General features: G+C 66.4%; 15 protein-coding genes. All 15 read right to left on the reverse strand.

The features are described from left to right. Positions 1 to 79 precede the first annotated feature (79 nt). Positions 80 to 1126, reverse strand: a complete 1047-nt coding sequence (locus tag FPZ11_RS09590) for a glycosyltransferase family 4 protein (protein ID WP_146320382.1) — start codon at positions 1124 to 1126, stop codon at positions 80 to 82. Next, the gene (locus FPZ11_RS09595) at positions 1123 to 2010 is read right to left on the reverse strand and encodes a glycosyltransferase family A protein (RefSeq protein ID WP_146320384.1); all 888 of its coding nucleotides are present in this window, start codon (positions 2008 to 2010) and stop codon (positions 1123 to 1125) included. The genes FPZ11_RS09590 and FPZ11_RS09595 overlap by 4 nt, the downstream gene beginning before the upstream one ends. Further along, complete coding sequence (locus FPZ11_RS09600) at positions 2007 to 3818, reverse strand: ABC transporter ATP-binding protein (RefSeq protein WP_146320386.1); 1812 nt, start codon at positions 3816 to 3818, stop codon at positions 2007 to 2009. Before FPZ11_RS09600 ends, FPZ11_RS09595 begins: the two co-directional genes overlap by 4 nt. After that, complete coding sequence (locus FPZ11_RS09605; RefSeq protein WP_246846673.1) at positions 3819 to 4952, reverse strand: glycosyltransferase family 4 protein; 1134 nt, start codon at positions 4950 to 4952, stop codon at positions 3819 to 3821. Further along, positions 4924 to 5949 carry a glycosyltransferase family 2 protein gene (locus FPZ11_RS19795; protein ID WP_246846617.1) on the reverse strand — a complete coding sequence of 342 codons (1026 nt, stop codon included), beginning with the start codon at positions 5947 to 5949 and terminating at the stop codon, positions 4924 to 4926. Before FPZ11_RS19795 ends, FPZ11_RS09605 begins: the two co-directional genes overlap by 29 nt. Next, a complete protein-coding gene (locus FPZ11_RS09615) occupies positions 5946 to 8192 on the reverse strand; it encodes an N-acetylneuraminate synthase family protein (protein ID WP_146320390.1) in 2247 nt (748 codons plus the stop codon). The genes FPZ11_RS19795 and FPZ11_RS09615 overlap by 4 nt, the downstream gene beginning before the upstream one ends. After that, a complete protein-coding gene (locus FPZ11_RS20305) occupies positions 8189 to 9940 on the reverse strand; it encodes a cytidylyltransferase domain-containing protein (RefSeq protein ID WP_367889438.1) in 1752 nt (583 codons plus the stop codon). The genes FPZ11_RS09615 and FPZ11_RS20305 overlap by 4 nt, the downstream gene beginning before the upstream one ends. Beyond that, a complete protein-coding gene (locus FPZ11_RS09625; protein WP_246846618.1) occupies positions 9931 to 10899 on the reverse strand; it encodes a CgeB family protein in 969 nt (322 codons plus the stop codon). The genes FPZ11_RS20305 and FPZ11_RS09625 overlap by 10 nt, the downstream gene beginning before the upstream one ends. An 11-nt stretch (positions 10900 to 10910) precedes the next feature. Continuing rightward, positions 10911 to 11846 (reverse strand): glycosyltransferase family 2 protein, encoded by a 936-nt coding sequence (locus tag FPZ11_RS09630; RefSeq protein WP_146320394.1) that lies wholly within the window; start codon positions 11844 to 11846, stop codon positions 10911 to 10913. Further along, a complete protein-coding gene (locus tag FPZ11_RS09635) occupies positions 11843 to 12496 on the reverse strand; it encodes an arsenate reductase/protein-tyrosine-phosphatase family protein (protein ID WP_168203782.1) in 654 nt (217 codons plus the stop codon). Before FPZ11_RS09635 ends, FPZ11_RS09630 begins: the two co-directional genes overlap by 4 nt. Continuing rightward, complete coding sequence (locus FPZ11_RS09640) at positions 12493 to 13815, reverse strand: tyrosine-protein kinase domain-containing protein (RefSeq protein ID WP_146320398.1); 1323 nt, start codon at positions 13813 to 13815, stop codon at positions 12493 to 12495. Before FPZ11_RS09640 ends, FPZ11_RS09635 begins: the two co-directional genes overlap by 4 nt. After that, positions 13812 to 14210, reverse strand: a complete 399-nt coding sequence (locus FPZ11_RS09645; RefSeq protein WP_146320400.1) for a YveK family protein — start codon at positions 14208 to 14210, stop codon at positions 13812 to 13814. Before FPZ11_RS09645 ends, FPZ11_RS09640 begins: the two co-directional genes overlap by 4 nt. Before the next feature lie 258 nt (positions 14211 to 14468). Further along, positions 14469 to 15278 (reverse strand): hypothetical protein, encoded by an 810-nt coding sequence (locus FPZ11_RS09650; RefSeq protein ID WP_146320402.1) that lies wholly within the window; start codon positions 15276 to 15278, stop codon positions 14469 to 14471. Positions 15279 to 15677: 399 nt separating this feature from the next. Then, positions 15678 to 16691, reverse strand: a complete 1014-nt coding sequence (locus tag FPZ11_RS09655) for a MauE/DoxX family redox-associated membrane protein (protein ID WP_168203783.1) — start codon at positions 16689 to 16691, stop codon at positions 15678 to 15680. Positions 16692 to 16920: 229 nt separating this feature from the next. Further along, positions 16921 to 18597 carry a hypothetical protein gene (locus tag FPZ11_RS09660; protein WP_146320406.1) on the reverse strand — a complete coding sequence of 559 codons (1677 nt, stop codon included), beginning with the start codon at positions 18595 to 18597 and terminating at the stop codon, positions 16921 to 16923. Positions 18598 to 18708 lie beyond the last annotated feature (111 nt).

The raw sequence follows: 18708 nt of genomic DNA on the forward strand, positions 1-18708 counted from the left end.
GTCGTACCAAGACCTCAACAAGGTACAGGAGGCCGTCAGCCGAACGCAGTGTCCGGACCGCCGAACCGCTCACCGAGTCTCATCTGAAGCACACTCGTTCGCGGACGATCGTGGCTACGGCGGACCACATGTGTCGGGTGGTGTAGCGGGCACCGACCATCTCACGCGCGGCAGCTCCGAGCCTCGTCCGGAGCTGCTCGTTCTGAACCGCCTCTTCCAGCCGAAAGCGTAGTTGATCAGCTTGACCAGGCTCACTGAGTAGAGCGGTGCTGCCGTCGTGCAGGTATTCGCTCAGCGCCTGCGAGCGCGTGGCGACCACACAACAGCCGGCAGCTGACGCCTCCAAAGCAACACTCTGCCCAGTGGGGTACGCAAGGTCGAAGGTCGGCACGGCCACGACCTGGGCACGGTTCAGCAAGGAGACGTATTCCTCGTACGGGACCGGGGCATGCACTGTGACGTTCGAGGGTGCCTGAAGGCCCGCGAGGTTCACCGGTTTGCAGTACAGATCCACTCGCGTCCGCATGCCCTCAACCGCACGAAAGAGCGTTCGATAATCACGCCCGCGATCAAATCCGACTGACAAGATCGGGATATCGCGCTCACGAGAAGAGGGCGGAGTGGGGAATCGATTCCACTCGATACCGAACGGAACGGCCGCGAGCTGGCCTTCTGTAAAACCAGCATCCACGAATATCTCTCGCTGATTCTCACTCAAGAACAAGATCAGGTCGACTCCCGCGAAGCGCCTCGCCACTGATCGTCGCTCGGAGGGCGACATTCGCCTGAGCTCTTCGGATAGCCAACACGAGAGCATGACGACAGGATGCGCGTGATAAGGAGGAATTCGCAGCTTCTTCAGCTGGAGCGGCGCTAATGCGAACTGTTCGAGCAGGGCCAGAGTCATGTCGGCGCGGGCACCGATGCCACGGACTGCTTCCTCCCACTTCATTCCCGAGCGATGCTCAACGACATCCCGAATCTTCCGTGCAGCCCTCAAGGCATGTCTCCGAGGAATGTCAAGGGTGAATCCGTGATCAGCGAGGCGCCCGACATCGTAGGCGAGCCGCCCATCTACCGGCGTTTCAGCAAGCACGAGAGCGGAGACGGTCGGCTCTGCGGTCATTCGGCAGAACCTGTTCTTCCCGTCGATCGGCGACGTCCCCAGAAGGCGAACGGCGCCCGAATCATCTTTACCACCCTCGGGAATCGAGTGCGAAGGTTCTCGAGCCAACGGTATCGATGTCGCAGGTCATTGATCTGATCTTGTTGGCTGAAGATGAACCGGAACAGATCTTCAGCATGCTCGACATAGAGACGATGATTGTTGCGCAGCAGGCGCGCGCTGGTCTCCACGAGCAAGTCTCGATCTTTGGCAAAAGAATCGTTCATCGATCGGCCGGACTGGCGGTAGTGGAAGTAAACCCCGTCAAGACGCACTGGATATCCCCCGAGTGCAAGAAGTTTGAGGACGAAATCATGATCTTCTCTACCCCGCTTGAAGAACGGGTCGTATCCACCAACCCTTACCCAATCGGCTCTGCGGTAGAGGCACGAACAAAAGATCAAATTGTGGACAAGGATTCTCTCCCACGAGAAGTCCGGCAATTCCCACGGACCCGTGCGGGTCCCGAACAACTCGGCCCGACTGTACACCAGACGCGCATCCGGCTGTCCAGACAACGCCAACACCGCTTCTTCGACATACCGGGGGTCGATCAGGTCGTCTGCATCCAGCGGTAGAACGTATTCAGCGTTGCTGGCGGCGATCGCAGCGTTCCGCGCCGCTGACAGACCGCTGTTCTCTTGGCGGATCAACCGCACCCGCGGCTTCTGTGCGACGCGGACGAGCGCATCCAGCGTCCGAAGATCCGTCGAGCCGTCATCGACGACAATGACGTCGAGGGGTACGTAGGTCTGGGCCAGAGCAGACTCCACGGATTCGATGACGACATCGCCAGAGTCGAAGCATGGAACGACGACCGAGACGGAGCCCGACCCACCGCTCATGCGAGTTCTCCTAGTTCCACCAGACGTGCAAACGACGGCGTGGACGCACGAACCTCTGTGAACGAGCCCTCGCCCTCCACCGTGCCATCACTCAAGAACACGAGCTTGTCCGCGTCTCGCACCGTAGAAAGCCTGTGGGCGACGATGATGACAGTGATCTGCCCGTGCAGTGCTCGGAGCGTCTGAGTAATCTGATGCTCGGTTTCGTTGTCGAGTGCTGACGTCGCCTCATCTAGCACGAGAACGCGTGGTCTTCTGAACAAGGCCCGCGCGAGACCGACCCGCTGACGCTGCCCGCCGGACAGACGCGTACCGCGCTCACCGACGATCGTCTTCAATCCATTGGCCAGGCTCCTTACATACGAGTCGAGTTGCGCCATCCGCACGACCTCGTGCAGCAGGGCACGATCAGCGTCGTCGAGGGGCCTCCCGTAAGTGATGTTCGCTTCGAGAGTGTCGTTCAGAAGGAAGACGTCTTGCGGCACCACGCCCAGGCCCTCGTACCATCGAGCCACATCATCGTTGATCGACACCCCTCCGCAGGTGATCTCTCCCGATGTCGGCTGCTGAAGGCCCAGGATGAGGTCTATAACCGTCGACTTTCCCGCGCCGCTTGCACCCACGATCGCGGTCGTGGTGTGCTCGGAGATCTTCATGTCGAGATCTCGAAGCACCGGGGCCGGGTCATCCGGGTAGTGAAAGCCGACCGAACGCAGGACGATGTCTCCGCGGTAGGGTTCGGCGGACCGCGGCGCCTCGCAATGAGCCACGCTCCGATTCAACGTGTCCGCAGCCTCCGTGAGGAGGCCCAGGCTCACGGTCCCAGAACGCACGGACCCGATATTGGCCGACACCCTGGTCATTGTGGGCAGCCCTCGGAGCGCGGCGGCGGCAAAGATCGCCAGCACCGTAAGCGCATCGGACGCCGAACCTGTGACGAAGAGGATGGCGGCCATTCCCGCGACCGCAAGGATGAAGATGATCTGCAGTAGATACTTCGGCAGTTCCGACAGCAATGAATACGCCTGATTCGCACGCGCCGTGCGGATGCGCGCCTCCCCGAAGCCACGCACGAAGCGTTCAGCGCTCGACGAAAGCCGGGCCTCACGGAAACCATCGAGCACTGGCATGATGTGCGCCCACGCATCAAGGCTCGCTGCAGCCAGCTCTTCGCCCACACGCAGCTGTCTTCGTCGAAGAGACCGCTGGAAGGCCACCATGGCACCGGCGAAAAGCGCGATGGCGAAAAGCGTGACCAGCGGCGACGCGATCATGAGCACGACACAGATCCCGACGAGGGTCATCGCATCCGAGACGACGGTCACGGCGTTCAGCAACGTGTTGCTCGCTATGGTCGTCATGTCATTGATGTTCCGATACACATCGGGCAGATTCCTCGAGCGATGGTCGGCGTACGGGGCCAGCGCATAGCGCCTGAGAAGCTCCGTCGCCGCGTCGGCTCCGATTCGTGTGGTCCGTCCCAAGAGCCACCACCGGAAGAGGATCATGAGCGCACTGCTCACGATGAAGAGGAGCGCCACGCACAGCGCAAAGGCCGGGATCAACACAGCGGGATCGTTGGTGCCCAGAATGTCGACAACCACCTTGACGACCGACGATTGACTCTCCGTCGTCGAGAAAAGCTGCATGAGTGGAACCATTGCTGCAACGCCGATCATGTCGAGCAGCGCCAGCAAAAGCGAGAGCACAGCCGTCGTCACGACCCAGCGTGCGGGATGCACCCTAGCGAGTTGCAGGAGGACTTTCATGCCGTGTACGGACCGTGAGTCCGCGTTCTCTGTTGCCATTCAGTGGTCTCCTGGTGCATCCGCCATCTGTCTGGACGCGGCACCCTTGCCGTAGATCGACGAAAGTGCCGTACACATCTGTCTCACGGTGGTCCCCTTACAGGACTCGGGGCGCGGAGCCACTGACAGCACCCGTCGTACGATCACAGACGCACTCACTTCTTGCACGAGTGACGCCTCATCGAGGATTTCCCCATTCCCACCGACATCCGCGGCGACGACCGCTATCCCATTGGCCCGTGCGTCCAGAAGAGTGTACGAGCAGTTCTCCCACACCGAGAGCTGCACGAGCAGGTCGGCCTCCGCCATGGCAACATCCGCATCCACGAAGCCCGGGAACGATACTGAATCCGCCAGATCGAGTCGGGCCGCCTGCGCGACCAGTTCGTCCCGCAGCGGTCCTTCCCCGGCGATCGTGAGCGTGGCATCCGGCCGCTCCATCTTCACCAGGGCGAACGCGTCGATGAGCTTGTCGATGCGCTTCTCTGGGGACAACCGCGACAGCGAGAGGATCCGCAGGGTGTCCGGTCGTCCCATGCGCGGCTCGACGCCCGGTGGGAGGTCGACGCCGTTCGGGATGACCTCGATGGACTGTCTGACATGCCACTTCGCGATCATCGCCTTGCGTGTGGCGTTCGCCACGGCGATCACGCCGTCGAACCGAGGGAACCGCGCCCGGTGTACGAGGGCCATGAGGCGAGCCTGCGTCGTTGAGTCGTGGTAAACCGCGTCGTCGCCCGCGATGCCGTGCTCGGTGGTGAAGCGCCGGGCGCCACGCGGCAGCCGGGTCCAGGCGTTGATGATATCCGCGTAGGCAAGATGCGAGTGCACGATATCGGGTCTGAGCGCGCGTGCCGTGAGGGCGAGGGAGCGGCGGGATGCCCGGACGCCCGCGCCCGGACCGAACCGCCCGGCGACGACGGCACTCCCCTGGCTCCGCAGCCGTTCGGCCAGCGCCCCCTCGGGACACAGCACGACGACGCGCCATCCCGGGATACCGGTGCGCGTGACATCGAGGACGTGCCGGGCCACGCCACCGAGATCGGGCACGGGAACGAGCCAGAGCGCGATGGGCGGGCCCGCCGCTGAGGAACCCTGATCACGCTCATTGAACCGCTCGTCGCCCTCGCCCACCTGCCGTTCGACCGTGTCGCGGCTCTCCTGCCAGGCGTAGCTGGACAGATATGCCGGTCCGGCACGATATCCGGCCTTGCCTGCAGCCTCGACACCCAGCGCGATGAGGCGACCGCGCAGCGAGATCGGTGTTCCGGCAGGGGAGTCCGTCGACGGCACGCCCGTACCGGCGGCACCCGGCAGCCGACCGGAGCGCGAATGTGAATGCGTTGACGCCCGCAGCCCAGAGCCAGGCTCGAAGGGAGCCCCAGACGGCATCCTCGTGACGGACGCCCGGATGCGCTTTCGCGAACGCCTTGCGGCTGGCCCCCGAGAGGAACGCGCGAGGTATACGATGCTCGGCGTCCGGCGCCGGCCCTCGGTGCTCGATCTCCAACTCGGGATCGATGATGATGCGCACCCCGGACTCATGAATGCGGAACCCGAGCTCGCTGTCTTCCCCATAGGAGAAGCGGGTATCGAACCCACCCGCGCGGTCCCACGTTTCTCGCGTCACCGAGTTATGAGCGGCCCAGTGCATCCAGATCATGTCGTCACGCCGGCGGTACACGCCGGCGAGGTGACGTCGATTGGCCGGGATGCCGTACGCGCGCGCGTAGGGCGTGTCGGCGAAGACATCCCTGGTCGCACCGATGACTCCCACGGGAGCTTCCGTCGTCGCGTGGTGCTCCACGTGGCGACGCACCATGTTCGGTGCCGGGCTGAGGTCGTCATCGCATCGGATCAGCACGGCACCGGCGGCGGCCTCATAGGCATCATTGAGCGTCGCACAGACCCCGCGCCTCTCCGTCGATGCAACAACGCGCAGCGGCAGTCGATCCCGATATTCGTCGAGGATGTCGCGCGAGCCGTCGGACTCGCCGTCCAACGCGACGACCACTTCCCATGTGCCTTCGAAGTCCTGACGTGCCAAACGCTCCAGAAGCTCAGGAAGGCGCCGTTCTCCGCGGTACGACGGCACGATGACCGATGCCGCGACGAACAGCTTGTCGTTCACAGCCACCGCTCCAGCCGGTCGAGCGCGGTCCAGAATCCCTCGCCGCCGTTGATGTGACCCTGCCAGATCTCCGGGATGAACGAGACGCCCGGCGCAAGGCGGTCGAGCGCAGATGCGAAGTCGGGCCAGTCGATGTCACCCTCGCCCACCTGCACTCCCTCGCCATCGACGCCCGTGGCATCCACGAGGTGCAGATGGATGGTGTGCGGCAGCAGCAGTTCGGTCGCCTCGGAGAAGGGGATGCCCAGGAAGTTCGTGGCGAGCTTGGTGTGGGATGCGTCGAAACACAGAGCAGTGCCCGTCTCGGCCGCGAACTGGGCCGTGTCGCGCGGGTCGACGAACAGATTGTGGAACTGCTGGCCGCCCATCAGCCACGGATACGGCGGCAGGGTCTGTGCGGCGAGCCGCACTCCGTCGGTGTCGAGACGGGCGAGGGCATCCGCGATGCGCGCGTACTTCGCAGTGCGCTCGACAGCGGCGATGTGCCGGTCCTTCGTGAAGCCGCCCATGGTGACGACCATCACCGGATCGTCTCCGCTGATGAACCAGCGGCGCAGCCGGCGGGTCACGTCGACGGTGCGCTGCACCTCATGGATCGAGCGCTCCCAAACCTCATCGTCCATCGACGCGAGGTCGACCAGAAAATCACCGGCGAAGAGATCGGGCAGGTGCGTGGTGAACGCAAGGTCGAGCGGAGCGGAGAAGAACTCGTCCATCTCGACGTCGAGGTCTTTGTACGAGAAGTGGAACTCGAGAAAGTCGGGATTGGACTGCGCGGCGAGCGCTGCATGGTCGTGATAGCGCACCGGCAGGCCCCACGACCGACGGAACGAGAATGGCCGTCCGGTGGGGGTCTCGTCGTGCAGATCGCCGTCGAAGAAGAAGTCGCCTTCGGCGAGGCTGCGACGCATGGTGCGGCCGAGCAGGCGCGGCAGCACGTTGGGTTGCAGACCACGACCGGGACTCTTCACCGCCACGTCGTCGCGCGTGACCATCGCACCGACCGCGATCGGGCGTGCGGCGACGAGAGACTTCGCCAAGGTCACCCGGTTCATCATCTCGCCGGTCGACACCGCGCGCTCGGCACGCGTGCCCATGGCGAGCTCGATGTCGCGAATCTGCTCCACCATGACGCCGAACTCGTCGGGCAGCAGCGATACCGTGTGATCGTTGCCCTCCATGGTGCGGTCGACGGTGAAGTGCTTCTCGACGATGCGCGCGCCGCGAGCGACGGCGACGACGGGAACGTGCCACCCACGCTCATGACCCGAGTAGCCCACGACGCACTGGCCGATCTCGGCGAGCCGATCGAGGTAGGCGAGGTTCAGGTCTTTGTAGGGCGCCGGATAGGTCGACTGGCAGTGCAACAGCGCGAACGCGGCCCCCTGATCATGGAGCAGCGCGACCGTTTCGATGATCTCGCTTTCGCGTGACATACCGGTGCTGAGCACGAGCGGCAGGCCGCGACCCGCGGCGTTCGCGATGAGCTCGTGATTGGTGAGGTCGGCCGAGGCGATCTTGAGCCCCGACACGCCGTACTCGGCGAGTGCCTGCACGCTGGGGGCATCCCACGGGGTGCACATGACGTCGATGCCCGCGTCGCGGGCGTGGTCGAACACCTCGAAAAGCGAGTCGGCGGGCAGGGAGAATCTACGCAACAGGTCGAGCGTGTACTGCACGCCGAGGTCTTCTCCCCCGGTGGCGGCGCCCGGCTGCCGGTACAGCGCATTCAGGTCGCGCAGCTGGAACTTCACCGCGTCGGCGCCTGCCGCCACAGCAAGATCGACGAGGTGCTTGGCGAGATCGACCGAGCCGTTGTGGTTGTTGCCGATCTCCGCGATGACGAATGCCGGATTCTCTTCGCCGATCTCGTGCCGGCCAATGCGCAGCACATCGGCACGGTCGATGGCGATGGCAACCAGGTGACCGCGATCGTCCACCAGAGGAACATGGCTGATGCCGCCCGTCGTAAAGGCGCCACGCACCTCCGCAGGTGCGGCCGTCGCGGGCATGGTGCGCACCGCAGTGTTCGCGACTCCGCCTGCGGAGACATCCATCGATGCCGTGGGATGCTCGATGATCCAGCGCCGGAAATCGCCGTCGCTGATCGACCCGGTCAGCACGCCGTGGGCATCCACGCAGAACACGATGCGCTGCTTGTTGGCGTTGATCTTCGCCAGCGCCGTGAGGACCGGATCCTCCGCGAACACGACGAACGGAGTGAGCTCCCGCTCGATGATCACTGCTCCACTCCCTCATTCAGCTCGGCGAGCACCTGCTCCGCCACCCGCAGGTCGACCAGTGTGTCGATGTCGACGCCCTCGCGCTCATCCAGCACGAAAAGTCCCACGCGTCCCCCGATGCGGTTGTTCTGCTGCTCGTAGATCTCAGTGCGGGTGATGTAGAGCGAGCCGTTCTCGAAATAGTGGTAATCAGCGGCGCCCAGCTCTTGCCGCCGAGGCCGGGCGGCCACGTCGTAGGCGGCGCGCGCGCCGCCGTCGGGTTCGCCGCCGAGCCGCCAGAAGAACGGGGTCTGCGGCACCACGCCGACCAAGGCATCCACGCCGCCGGCGGCGAACTGCGCGACCGCGCGCTCCAGGGTGCCGGGCAAGCGCACCGGCGAGGTGGCCTGCAGCAGCATGACGGCGTCGGGCCGGCGGCCTTCAGCCGTGCGGAAGTCGATGGCGTGCCTCACCACGGGTTCTGTCGGCGTGGTGTCCTGCGCCAGCTCGGCGGGGCGAAGGAACGGCACGTCGGCCCCGGCCTCGCGAGCGATCTCGGCGAGTGTCGGGTCGTCGGTGGAGACCAGCACGTCGAGACCGGGTACGGCGAGCGCCCGCTCGATCGTCCAGACCACGAGAGGCTTTCCGGCCACCACGCGCGCGTTCTTGCCTGGCACGCCCTTGGATCCACCGCGCACGGGGATGACACAGAGCACGTTCATACCTCTCCGCTCACGACGGCGAGCGCCCGCTCGGCGACCGCACGGGCAGGCTCGATCTCGGGCCGCAGGGGGAGCCGGGGTCGGCTCGCCGCCCCAGACAGCCAGCTCGTAGCGCTCCCAGAACTCCTGCACCCAGGCCGGTGGGCGCAGGCAGGTCACCCACGATGGCACACCGCCCGCCGCCGCCTCCAGCACACCGGTGGAGAAGATGGAGACGACGGGCCGGGGCCGGTCGAGCATGCCGCCCGCGGGCGCGAAACGGATGCCCCGACGCCGCCACAGCGCATGCTGCAGCCGCGAGATCCGATCGACCTCGGCGGGATGCGGCCGGTACTCCGCACCGAAACGACGGCAGAATGCAACAGCCGTGCCCCCGCTGATGCGACGTGGCAGCTCGGCTCCGTGCAGTTGGCCCAGGAACACCGGGGTCGCTGCTGCGGCCGGAGGGGCATCCACGGGGGCGGTGCGGGCGACGTGCCGCGCCGCTTCCCACAGCAGCTGGCTGCCGATCGCGTCGGCGGTCACGTCTGTACGGCCGGAACGCCAGAAATCGCCATCGCGCTCACTGAACGCAAGCAGATGTGCGCCATGCGGCAGCGGGGGTGCGAAAGGCGTCATCAGTCCGTGCTGCACGACGAGGAAGCGTGCGCCGAGACGTCGCGACCACTCGTATGCAACCGCGCCGGCAGGCAAGAAGTGACCGCTGGCGACGACGGCACGGATGCCGCCGAGCTCCGTCGGCAGTTCCGGGACCACCCCGAGCGGGATCGTCCGCCAGGTGCCGGGCAGCAGAGCTGTGGCATTGAACGGGGCCACCACCGCGGCTGGCACGCCACCGAGATGCTTCAGAGGCACGGTCACCGAGGCGATCGCGGTGGGAGTGGATGCCTCGAGCGCGAACAGCACGACAGGATCGTCCGTGGGCAGATGCAGCGTGAGCCCCGGCGGAGACGGTCGGCGCAACAGGTCGCGCGCAGCCCGCAGACCGTGCCGACCGCGCTGCCAGCGCTGCCATGCCATGAGGTCGTCAGGAAAGATCAGGCCCACTGCCGCTGCACCTCCCCCATGCGGTGCGCGAGGGTGTGCTCGGCGAGCGTACGTTCGCGACCGGCGGCACGGATGCGATCAGCCCATGCGGGTTCCCTCCGAGCATGCTCGACGTGGTCGACCAGTTCGTCGTCGCTGGTGAACACGAGACACTCGGAGCCGACGTCGTAGTGCCGGGCCACGTCGGGCCGGTCGATGAGCTGCAGTCCGCCCACTCCAGACGCCTCGAAGGTGCGCATCGAGAAGCCGTCGTGACCGTCGCCGTGCACGTTGAGCGTGGCGAGGCTGCCCGCCATCACACCGTAGTAGTCGGCACGTGGCAGATCTCGACGGCCGGGAACGCCGCTGGAACGCCACAGGCCCGTGCGCGCCACGTCCCATGGGTGCCGCGACCACTCTCGGCCGTATGCGACCACCGGGATGTCCCGAGCGGCCAGCACACGCAGGCTGTGCACGCGGCCCGGATAGCGCGCACCGACGAAGGTGACCGCCTCGCTCCGCCGCGCCTGGAACGGGGTGAACGAGTCGTATCCGTCGGGGAGATTCGCCGCCGCGACGCCCGCTGTCCGAAGCGTCTCGACATCGTGCGGGCTGTAGCTGTGCACCCGCTCGACAGATCGAAGGGTCTCGACCGAATAGCGCATGCGGCTCAACTCGTCGTAGAGCCAGACGGCCGTGCGCGCACCGGATCGAGCCACGGCATCCCACCAGGAAGAGCCGAGTGCATCGCCCTTGACGACGAGTACGGCATCGGGCAGCATCCGACGAAGCGCGGCGATCGCTTCGTCGGTGGCGGCAGACTCGTGCCGGGCGCGCGTGGCGGACACGCGCTGCGCGACCGCGTTGCGCAGGCGCGCGCGCCGGTCGCCCGCGTCGTAGCAGTGCGTCGACACCTCGTGTCCGTGCACAGCGAGGCCCGCCGCGATCGCTTGCCAGTACCCGTGGAACACCGGGCTCACGACCAGCACCTTCACGCGCGACCCCGCGATGCCTGGTCGGTGCGCGCCGGTCGCAGGCAGGCGAGTTCCTGCCGGAACACCGTCACGGGCTCCACACGACGTCCGGCGAGCCGGCGCAGACCATTAGATGCCAGGTTCACGACGCTCGCGGCCGTCAGCGCAGCCCGCAGACGGCCCGGCCCCTCGTGCCACTTGCGGGCGTAGCGCAGTCGCGCGTGCGTCACCCAGGCCCGGCGCCGTCCGTCGTCGGAGGAACCACCGCCAGCGTGCACTGCCGTCACGCTGCCGAGGAAGATCGACGGGATGCCGCGTGCCCGCAATCGCCGCTGCAGATCGACCTCCTCGCAGTTCATGTGGAACCCCTCGTCGAAACCGCCGACGCTCCGTACCAGTTCAGTGGGCATCAGCAGCACCGCGCCGACGACCCAGTCGACCGGCACCGTCGCACGGACCACGGCACGCGTGTCGTGGCCGATCGCCTCATGAAGCCTGGGCCGGAACCGTGCAAGCACCGTCAGCCACTCGATCACGTAGTGCCGGGTACGCGGGAATGTGCGCCCCGCCCATTGATCGTGGCCGTCCGGGCCCGTGAGGTGGCATCCGCACACAGCCGGCATCCATGGGGCGGCGGCACGGCAGAGGTCCCCGACGAAATCGTCGGGCAGATCCAGGTCGCTGTTGAGCACGAGCACGGCATCGTGCACGGCGGCGAGCATGCCGGTGTTGACGGCGGCCCCGAAGCCCCCGTTGCGGTCGCGGCGCACCAGCTGCACGCCCTCGAGCTCGGGGAAGGGCTGCGGCGACGCGTCGTCGACGACGATGACCTGCATGATCGGGGCATCGACCTGCGCCCGCAGCTGCATCACCAACGATTGGGCCGATGCAGGGTCGCCGTAGTGGGGTATGACGATCGAGACGGCATCGATCGCCGTCTCATGGTCCGTCATCGCTCCCCGCTCCCGGCACTTCCGACAAGAACATGTTCGGCGGAGTGCCGCTGCGATCGGCGGGTGGGCAGCGGCCGAGCCTTGGGCGGCATCGCGTCGGCCGAGACCGAGCCGATCATGGGAAGGATGATCCGCAACAGCTCGTCGATCCGTTCCACGGCCGTCTCCGCCGCCTCGACTCCCAACCCATAAGGATCCGCGAAGTCGTCCGCCTCGGTGTAGGCCCGCGCGTCAGCCACCAGCGCCTGGATCGCCTGATCGGGGGTCTCTCGGCGTCGCGCGGCCCGCCTCAGAACTCTGGCCGCTCGGAGCACCGTGAACGTGCGGTTCCGCACAGCGGGCTCCTGCTCCAGCACCCACGAACGATGGGCAGACTCGAATGCGAGGATCAGCTGCGCGCCACGGAGATCGGCCGGCGTCGCCTGGCGCGCCACGTGCCCGCGCACGGAGATGCTGCGTCTGCGCAGCGCGTCGCCGATCTCGGAGTCGATCGGATGTCCGACGAGGGCCCGGACTCCCGCACTGGACACGTCCCACTCCGGCTCGACGTGGGCTGCGTGCCCGGTTCCGATCAGGCGTCGCGCGATGAGCTCGGCTGCGGCGGACCGAGCGATGTTCGCATGACAGAGCAGAAGCAGCCGTCGCGTCACTGATCGCCTCGAGGAAGACCGGAGGCACGGCGTCCGCTTCGACGCGAGGTGAGCTGCGATGGATCGGACGCTTGGTCGGACAACGACGGATCGGGCAGGTCGAGCTCCGTGAAGGGCCACGGTGATTCCTGCTGCGAGTCGACGGGCTTCGGTTCCACAGGTCCGGCGCTGGGCGACGTCACGGGAGTCGGCGCTGCGGGAGCCGGTGCGACGGGCGCGGGCATCTGCGGCTCGACGAGCCGAGCCTGCGGCATCCCGGACCGGCCGGCGGCCGCCGTCGCGCGCGCTTGAGCGGCGGTGGCGGGGGAAGCGACTTCATGCGGTGCAGGAACCGGCGTGACCTTTTTCGCCGCGTCCCTACGACGCTTGCCGCTCTCGGGACGCGTGTAGTAGCTGCGGTTGTTGTGGTAGTAGCTGTATCCGCCATCACGGTCGTTCACGGGCACCTTGTTCAGCACCACGCCGAGCAGCCGGGACTTCGCCTGTTCGAGCAGTCGGCGCGCCGCGGTCACCTCGGCCTTGCGGGTCTGCCCGACCGCCACGACGAAGAGCGTGCCGTCGGCGACAGCGCCGACCAGCAGGGCATCCGTCACCGGGAGCACGGGCGGAGCATCCACCACGACGAAGAACCGCTCGCGGAGCTCGCGCAGCAGCGCTTCGAAGGCGTGCGCACCGAGCATCTCGGAGGGATTCGGCGGCGTTCCGCCTGCCGGCAGCACCATGAGGTTCTCCCGACCAACGGTGCGGACGGCCTCCTGCACCGGGACCTGGCCGCTGAGCACCTCGCTCAGCCCGATGGTGCCGTCCATGTCGAACTGACGCGCAACGGACGGTCGCCGAAGGTCGGCGTCGATGATCAGCGTCGGCTGGCCGGACTCGGCGATGACGGCGGCGAGCCGTGCGGCCACGGTCGACTTGCCCTCGCTCTGGTTGGGACTCGTCACCACCACGCAGCGCACTTCGCCATCGACGCTCGAGAAGCGCAGTCCGGTGCGCACCTGCCGGAACGACTCGGCAGAGAGCCGATCGAGTTCGCCGCCCCGCACACCGCCCTTGCCCTTGAACCGTGGCACGCGGCCGAGCACGCCAGTGCCGAGCAGTTCGATCATGTCGGTGCCTGCGCGCACGCGAACGTCGAGTGCGCGCCGCAGAAGGATCACGATATAGCCGAGGACGAGCCCGGCGAGCGCACCGATCGGAAGGACGAGCTTGGGCTTCGGCGAGACGGGCGTGGAGGGTGCGGTCGCGTTATCGAGCGGTATGACTTTGAGGTGCGGGGTGTCCGATGCGCCCCCCGCCTTCTGGATCTCGGTGATCACGTCGGCGAGCGCCGAGAGCGCTCCGTTGGCCAGCCGCGCAGCCCCCTGGGGGAGCTGGCCGTCGCCGTGACCTGGATCATCGTGGTACCGGCTACGAGGCTTGCGTCGAGGTGCCCCCTGATGGCGCCCGGGTCGATACCCTCTGTCTTCGCGATGCGGTCGTAAACGGGCGCACTCGAGATCAGCGGCAGATACGATCCGGCCTGCTCGGTGGCTTGATCTGTGCCGGCGACCACGCTCGATCCGGAGCCGCTGATGAACCCGTTGGAACTGGCCTGGTAGGTCTTCGGCGCAAGCAGCACGTATGCGCCGGCCACGAGCAGCCCGAACACCACGGCGAGCAGAAGCGTCTTCCAGCCGCGGCGCGTGAGCGTGACGAAGTCGAGCACGGTCACGACGCGATCACCCCCAGAGAATGCGGTTCACCCGCGTGTGAATGCCGACACGAACACGGGCGTCGGTCATGCACCATCGGCCGTGCGGACAGTCTAACCGGCCCGTCAAAGGCAATCCGCCTGCAGGGAGAAGACGACGGTGTCCTCCCTGGCGGGTGGGCGATGCCGCCCGCCCGCCAGGGAACTCGCTCGCTTGATGAGGTCGGGAGAAGTCCACTCTTGGTTTGATCGAATCGGGTGATGCGGTCGAGCCCTGTCTCAGACGTACCAGGGGCCGGCGTTCGTGGTGGATTCAGTTGTCGCCGTGCCATCGGAAGGGGCAACCGACTCGGGGCTGACAACGTTCTGCTGCTGCACTCCGAACAGTCGGTTGTTCGAGCAGCCGTCGTCGAGCGGGCCCACCCATCCGTTGTTCCGCCAGTGCATGTCATTGTTGCTGGTGGTGGGGTAGTTGGCGCTGCCCCCGCAATAGTTGCCGTTGTAGGACCCGCTGCAATTCGACATCTGGGTGCTGTTCAGCGAGTACGTGTACGCGTGCGACACCCACAGATCACCGCCGGTGACACACGAATTGGATTTGATCGTGAACTTGTAGTCGGGGGTGAGGTGGAAGACGCCGTTCGAGTCGACGTCTCCCGCTCCGACCGTCACCGGCCCCGTGAGCTTCGTCACCCAGGGATAGTACGTGTGAGAACCGGGCCCGATGATGGTGCCATAGGTCGCAGCGTCGCAAACAGGAGCGGACCACTTGCCCGTACCGGTGCCCGACTGGTTCGACACTGTTCCGCTGTTGAACGGCAGCCAGTAGATGTTGATGATGTTGCTGTAGACCTGGCCGACTGACGCGTTGGGGAAGAGAACTCCGTGGTACGACAAGCCCGAAGACGACGTGTTGTCGATGGTCCAGCTGTAGGTGCCGCTGCTTCCCGAGCACCTTCCGCACGTGACGGTGCCGTCCGTGTTGCCCCAGCTCGAGAACACCCTCGGGATGTCGGGGCCTGAAGCCGCGGCGATCGGCACTGCGACTGCCACCGCTACCGCGGGCACGGCCCAGGCTGCGCCCTTCACCAGAGAACGTCGGGAAAGGTGACTTCCAGGCTTTGGGGCCCGGAAACGGTCACCCGGCTGATTTTCGGGCATGCTGTCTCCTGAGTCAGGAGGGCGCTACAAGACACCACGGGCACGGTGCCGTTCGGGTACGCGGGCACAGCGCCGTTCGGGTAGGGGTGTTGACGCCCAAGCTGATGAGATCCGGCTTGTCGGGGACATCGGAGTCTCACCCCGCACATTCGGGTTGCGGAGCGTTTCTCAGGTTAGCATCCGACTTGAAGAATTCTCAATCCACGCCTCTGTCACGTGGATCATGCTCGTCCGACGGCTTGTCGAGAGCCGATCTTCGACCGATCTGCCTGAGCCGTCCTCCGCCCCGGCGACAGTTCGACCCACTCTTCCGACTCGGCTGAGAGCTCATCCTTCACCGTGAAGGCTCTCGTCTATCTCGGCGATGAAGTGCTCAATACCTCCGCTGCCGATGATGGGACCTCCCGCGAGCAGACCGTCGACGCCGAGCAACACCGCGGCGGGCGTCGACCAGTCTTGGATCGAGCCGCTCACATAGCCGTTACTGTCATGCAACGACTGCGGCTCGTCGTGCTCGATGAGCTCGCTCTCCTCGGGCGTCGAGCGGAGCAGGAAACGGATGTCCACCTCGGGGAGCAACGCCCGCCAGTCGCCGATTCTCTCGATCACGGGCAGGCAGGCCGAACAGGTGGGCGAGACCGCCAGCAACAGGACGGGCCTCTGCCGGGTCAGGGTGCGCAGATTGTGCACGGTGCCGTCGGCAGCGGTCACCGGCACGGCCGGCGTTCGGGTGCGAAGGTAATCCAGTTCCTCCCCCGCTTCTCCGGCGTCTCCGAGCCGGGCATCCGGATGCGGGACGGCGTCGCGCGAGGCCGAGGGCTCCCCGCCCTCCGGCCACAGGATCAGCGCCGCGGTGACCGCCGCAATCAATGCGACGAGCGCAGCGGTCAGGCCGGCGGACCTCGTGAGCCCGGTCAGCGCACCGCCGAGCGTGGTGGATGCTCCCGTCACTGTCGCCGAGCCGACCGCCACGAGCAGCAGCCAGATGTTGCGGAACACCGTGACCCAGGTCACGCGCTTGCGCGCACCGAAGCATGAGCACGATGCGTCGGCCTCCTGCCGCACGGCCCGCAGGACGAGCCACGTGTAGGCAGCCATCAGCGCGACGGCCACGAGCGAGAGGACCACCCCGGGCACCCCGCCGAACACCGCGACGCAGACCCCCAGCACCAGTTCTCCCCACGGATGCAGCCGGAGCAGCCACTGGCGACGGAACATCTTGGGCACGCCGAGCTCGGCCCAACCCTCAAGGCCGTCGGGCGCACGAAGCTTGCCCAGTGCGCTGGTGACGAGAACGACCGCCAGGGTGAGGGGAAGCACGGTCGAGAGTTCTACCAACACAGAGCCGATGCTAACCGGGGTGCGAGCTCATGCCGCGCCTCGCCTCTCCCGGACATCGCCGACGGCATCCGGATGTCTGACGATGACGGCGGCGCGACTCCTCGCCGGAGACGGAGCCGTGACCTGGGTCATCGTGGTGCCGGCCGTAAGGCCGGCTCTGACATGATCCCCACCAGCAGCTGGTGGCCGCGTGCCATCGCGGCGAGTGACACGCGGCCGACGACACGGACTAACAGCTCGACGGGAGCTCGATGACGTACGCACCGCCGAAGTAGTTGCTGTTGTGGTAACCCCACACACCGAGATCGGCCGCCTTCGTGGTGAGCGGGATGGACAGTGCAGACGGGCTGGGCACGTTGTCGAGATTGCCGAACCAGACCCAGACCGTCCCATCGCTCGCAAGGGCGATGTAGGAGCCGTCGGACGAGAATGTCTTCGTTATCGTCTTGCCGTTCATGCCTGCCACTGACTGGGAGGTGTAGCCGTTCAGCCCGAACATCTCGGTGACAGTCCCGTTCACCACGTACGCACCGCCGAAGTACTGGCTGTAGCCCCACACGGACACACTCGAGACGTTCTGGGCCCGCCGGGTCCACGACCTGCTGCTGACGCCACCGGCACTGTACGGGTTGTATGTGTACAGGTCGCCGTTCGTGGTGAGCGCAGCGAGCCCACCGCTACCGGCGCCCACGTACTTGACTCCCGAGACCGCCGACGATCCGGTGCCTCCGGTCCTCACCGTGGCGAACGTGCCCGGCGGTTGCGACTTGCCGGGAGCGGCGACCACCAGATTGCCAGAGTCTCCGACGACCGCCACCACGCCGGTGTAGTACGACGTCTGGGGTCCGCTGCTCGGCAGTGCGTCATAGTAGCTCGACATCTGGGTCACGGGACCGGTGACGCCGCTCGGCAGGACAATGAGCGTCGGCGTGATCGCGGCCGAGCCAGACGTGGCGGTCGGCCAATAGTAGACACCACCGCTCGTCAATGCGTAGCAGTACCCCGCGTGCGCCTGCACATCAGACACAGTGGTCCCCGCAGGGAGTGTGACACTGAGCACGGTGGGGGTCGCCGTCGGAGTGCTGGCATACCACTGCCAAATCGCCGACTCGCTGGCCGCGACGCCACCCACGGCGGCACTCGACGCACCGCCGCTGGTGGTGTTGGTGCTGTAGGTGCTGACGAGCGTCGCCCGAGTCACGGTGGAAAGCTCCGTCGGGCTCACCGTGGAGCCGTTGGCGAAGTCGGGGCTGGCCGGGACGGTCGTCGGGTTCTCCGCATGGGCGGACCAGTAGAGGACCGTGCCAGAGGCAGAGACGACGGCTGCGTAGGTGGTGCCCCAATTGTTGCCGGAAATGCCGCCCGTGGTCGCGGCCGCATCGGTGCTGCGCTGGACGATGTTCCTGTCGCTCGCGTCACCGTATTCGTACGAGCCCCAGACCTCGTCGACCTTGGAGCTTCTCACACCGACGGGGATCACCAGCAGCGCTCCGGTGGAGGCGCAGTCTGTCGTGACCGTCGCGGAGTAGCTGCCTGCAGCCACGCTGACGACCGTGATCTCAGGAACGTCCGCGTTCCCGCTGCTGTCCGTCTGGACCGAGGCCGAACTCGCACCACCGGCGAAACTGAACCCTGCAGGCAGAGTGATCGTCACCCACGACACCTTGCTGGTGTTTCGGTCCACGTGCACCGTCCAGGTGCCCGCTGGGATGGTGTCGCACGGCGGGAAGGGACTCGGATTGCCAATCACCGACGCAGTGCAGGTTCCGGACGCGGCCGCAAGCGGCACCGTGGCCGCGACGGCGACGGCGGGCACGGCCCACGCGGCGCCCTTCACAAGCGTGCGGCGCGAGAGCTGCTGGCGTTCGCGGTTCGGAGACGCGGTATCGCTCGTCGTCTCGGGCATGTCTCAGCCTCCAGATCGGGGCGCACCGACCCGTCAGAGACGGTCGTCCGCTCCCGCCGGGCCGACTCCCCGGCGGGTCAGGGACAACGATTGAAAATCGGGCTGTGCGGT

It is taken from the genome of Humibacter ginsenosidimutans, assembly GCF_007859675.1.
In the GTDB taxonomy this organism is placed as follows: Bacteria; Actinomycetota; Actinomycetes; order Actinomycetales; family Microbacteriaceae; genus Humibacter; species Humibacter ginsenosidimutans.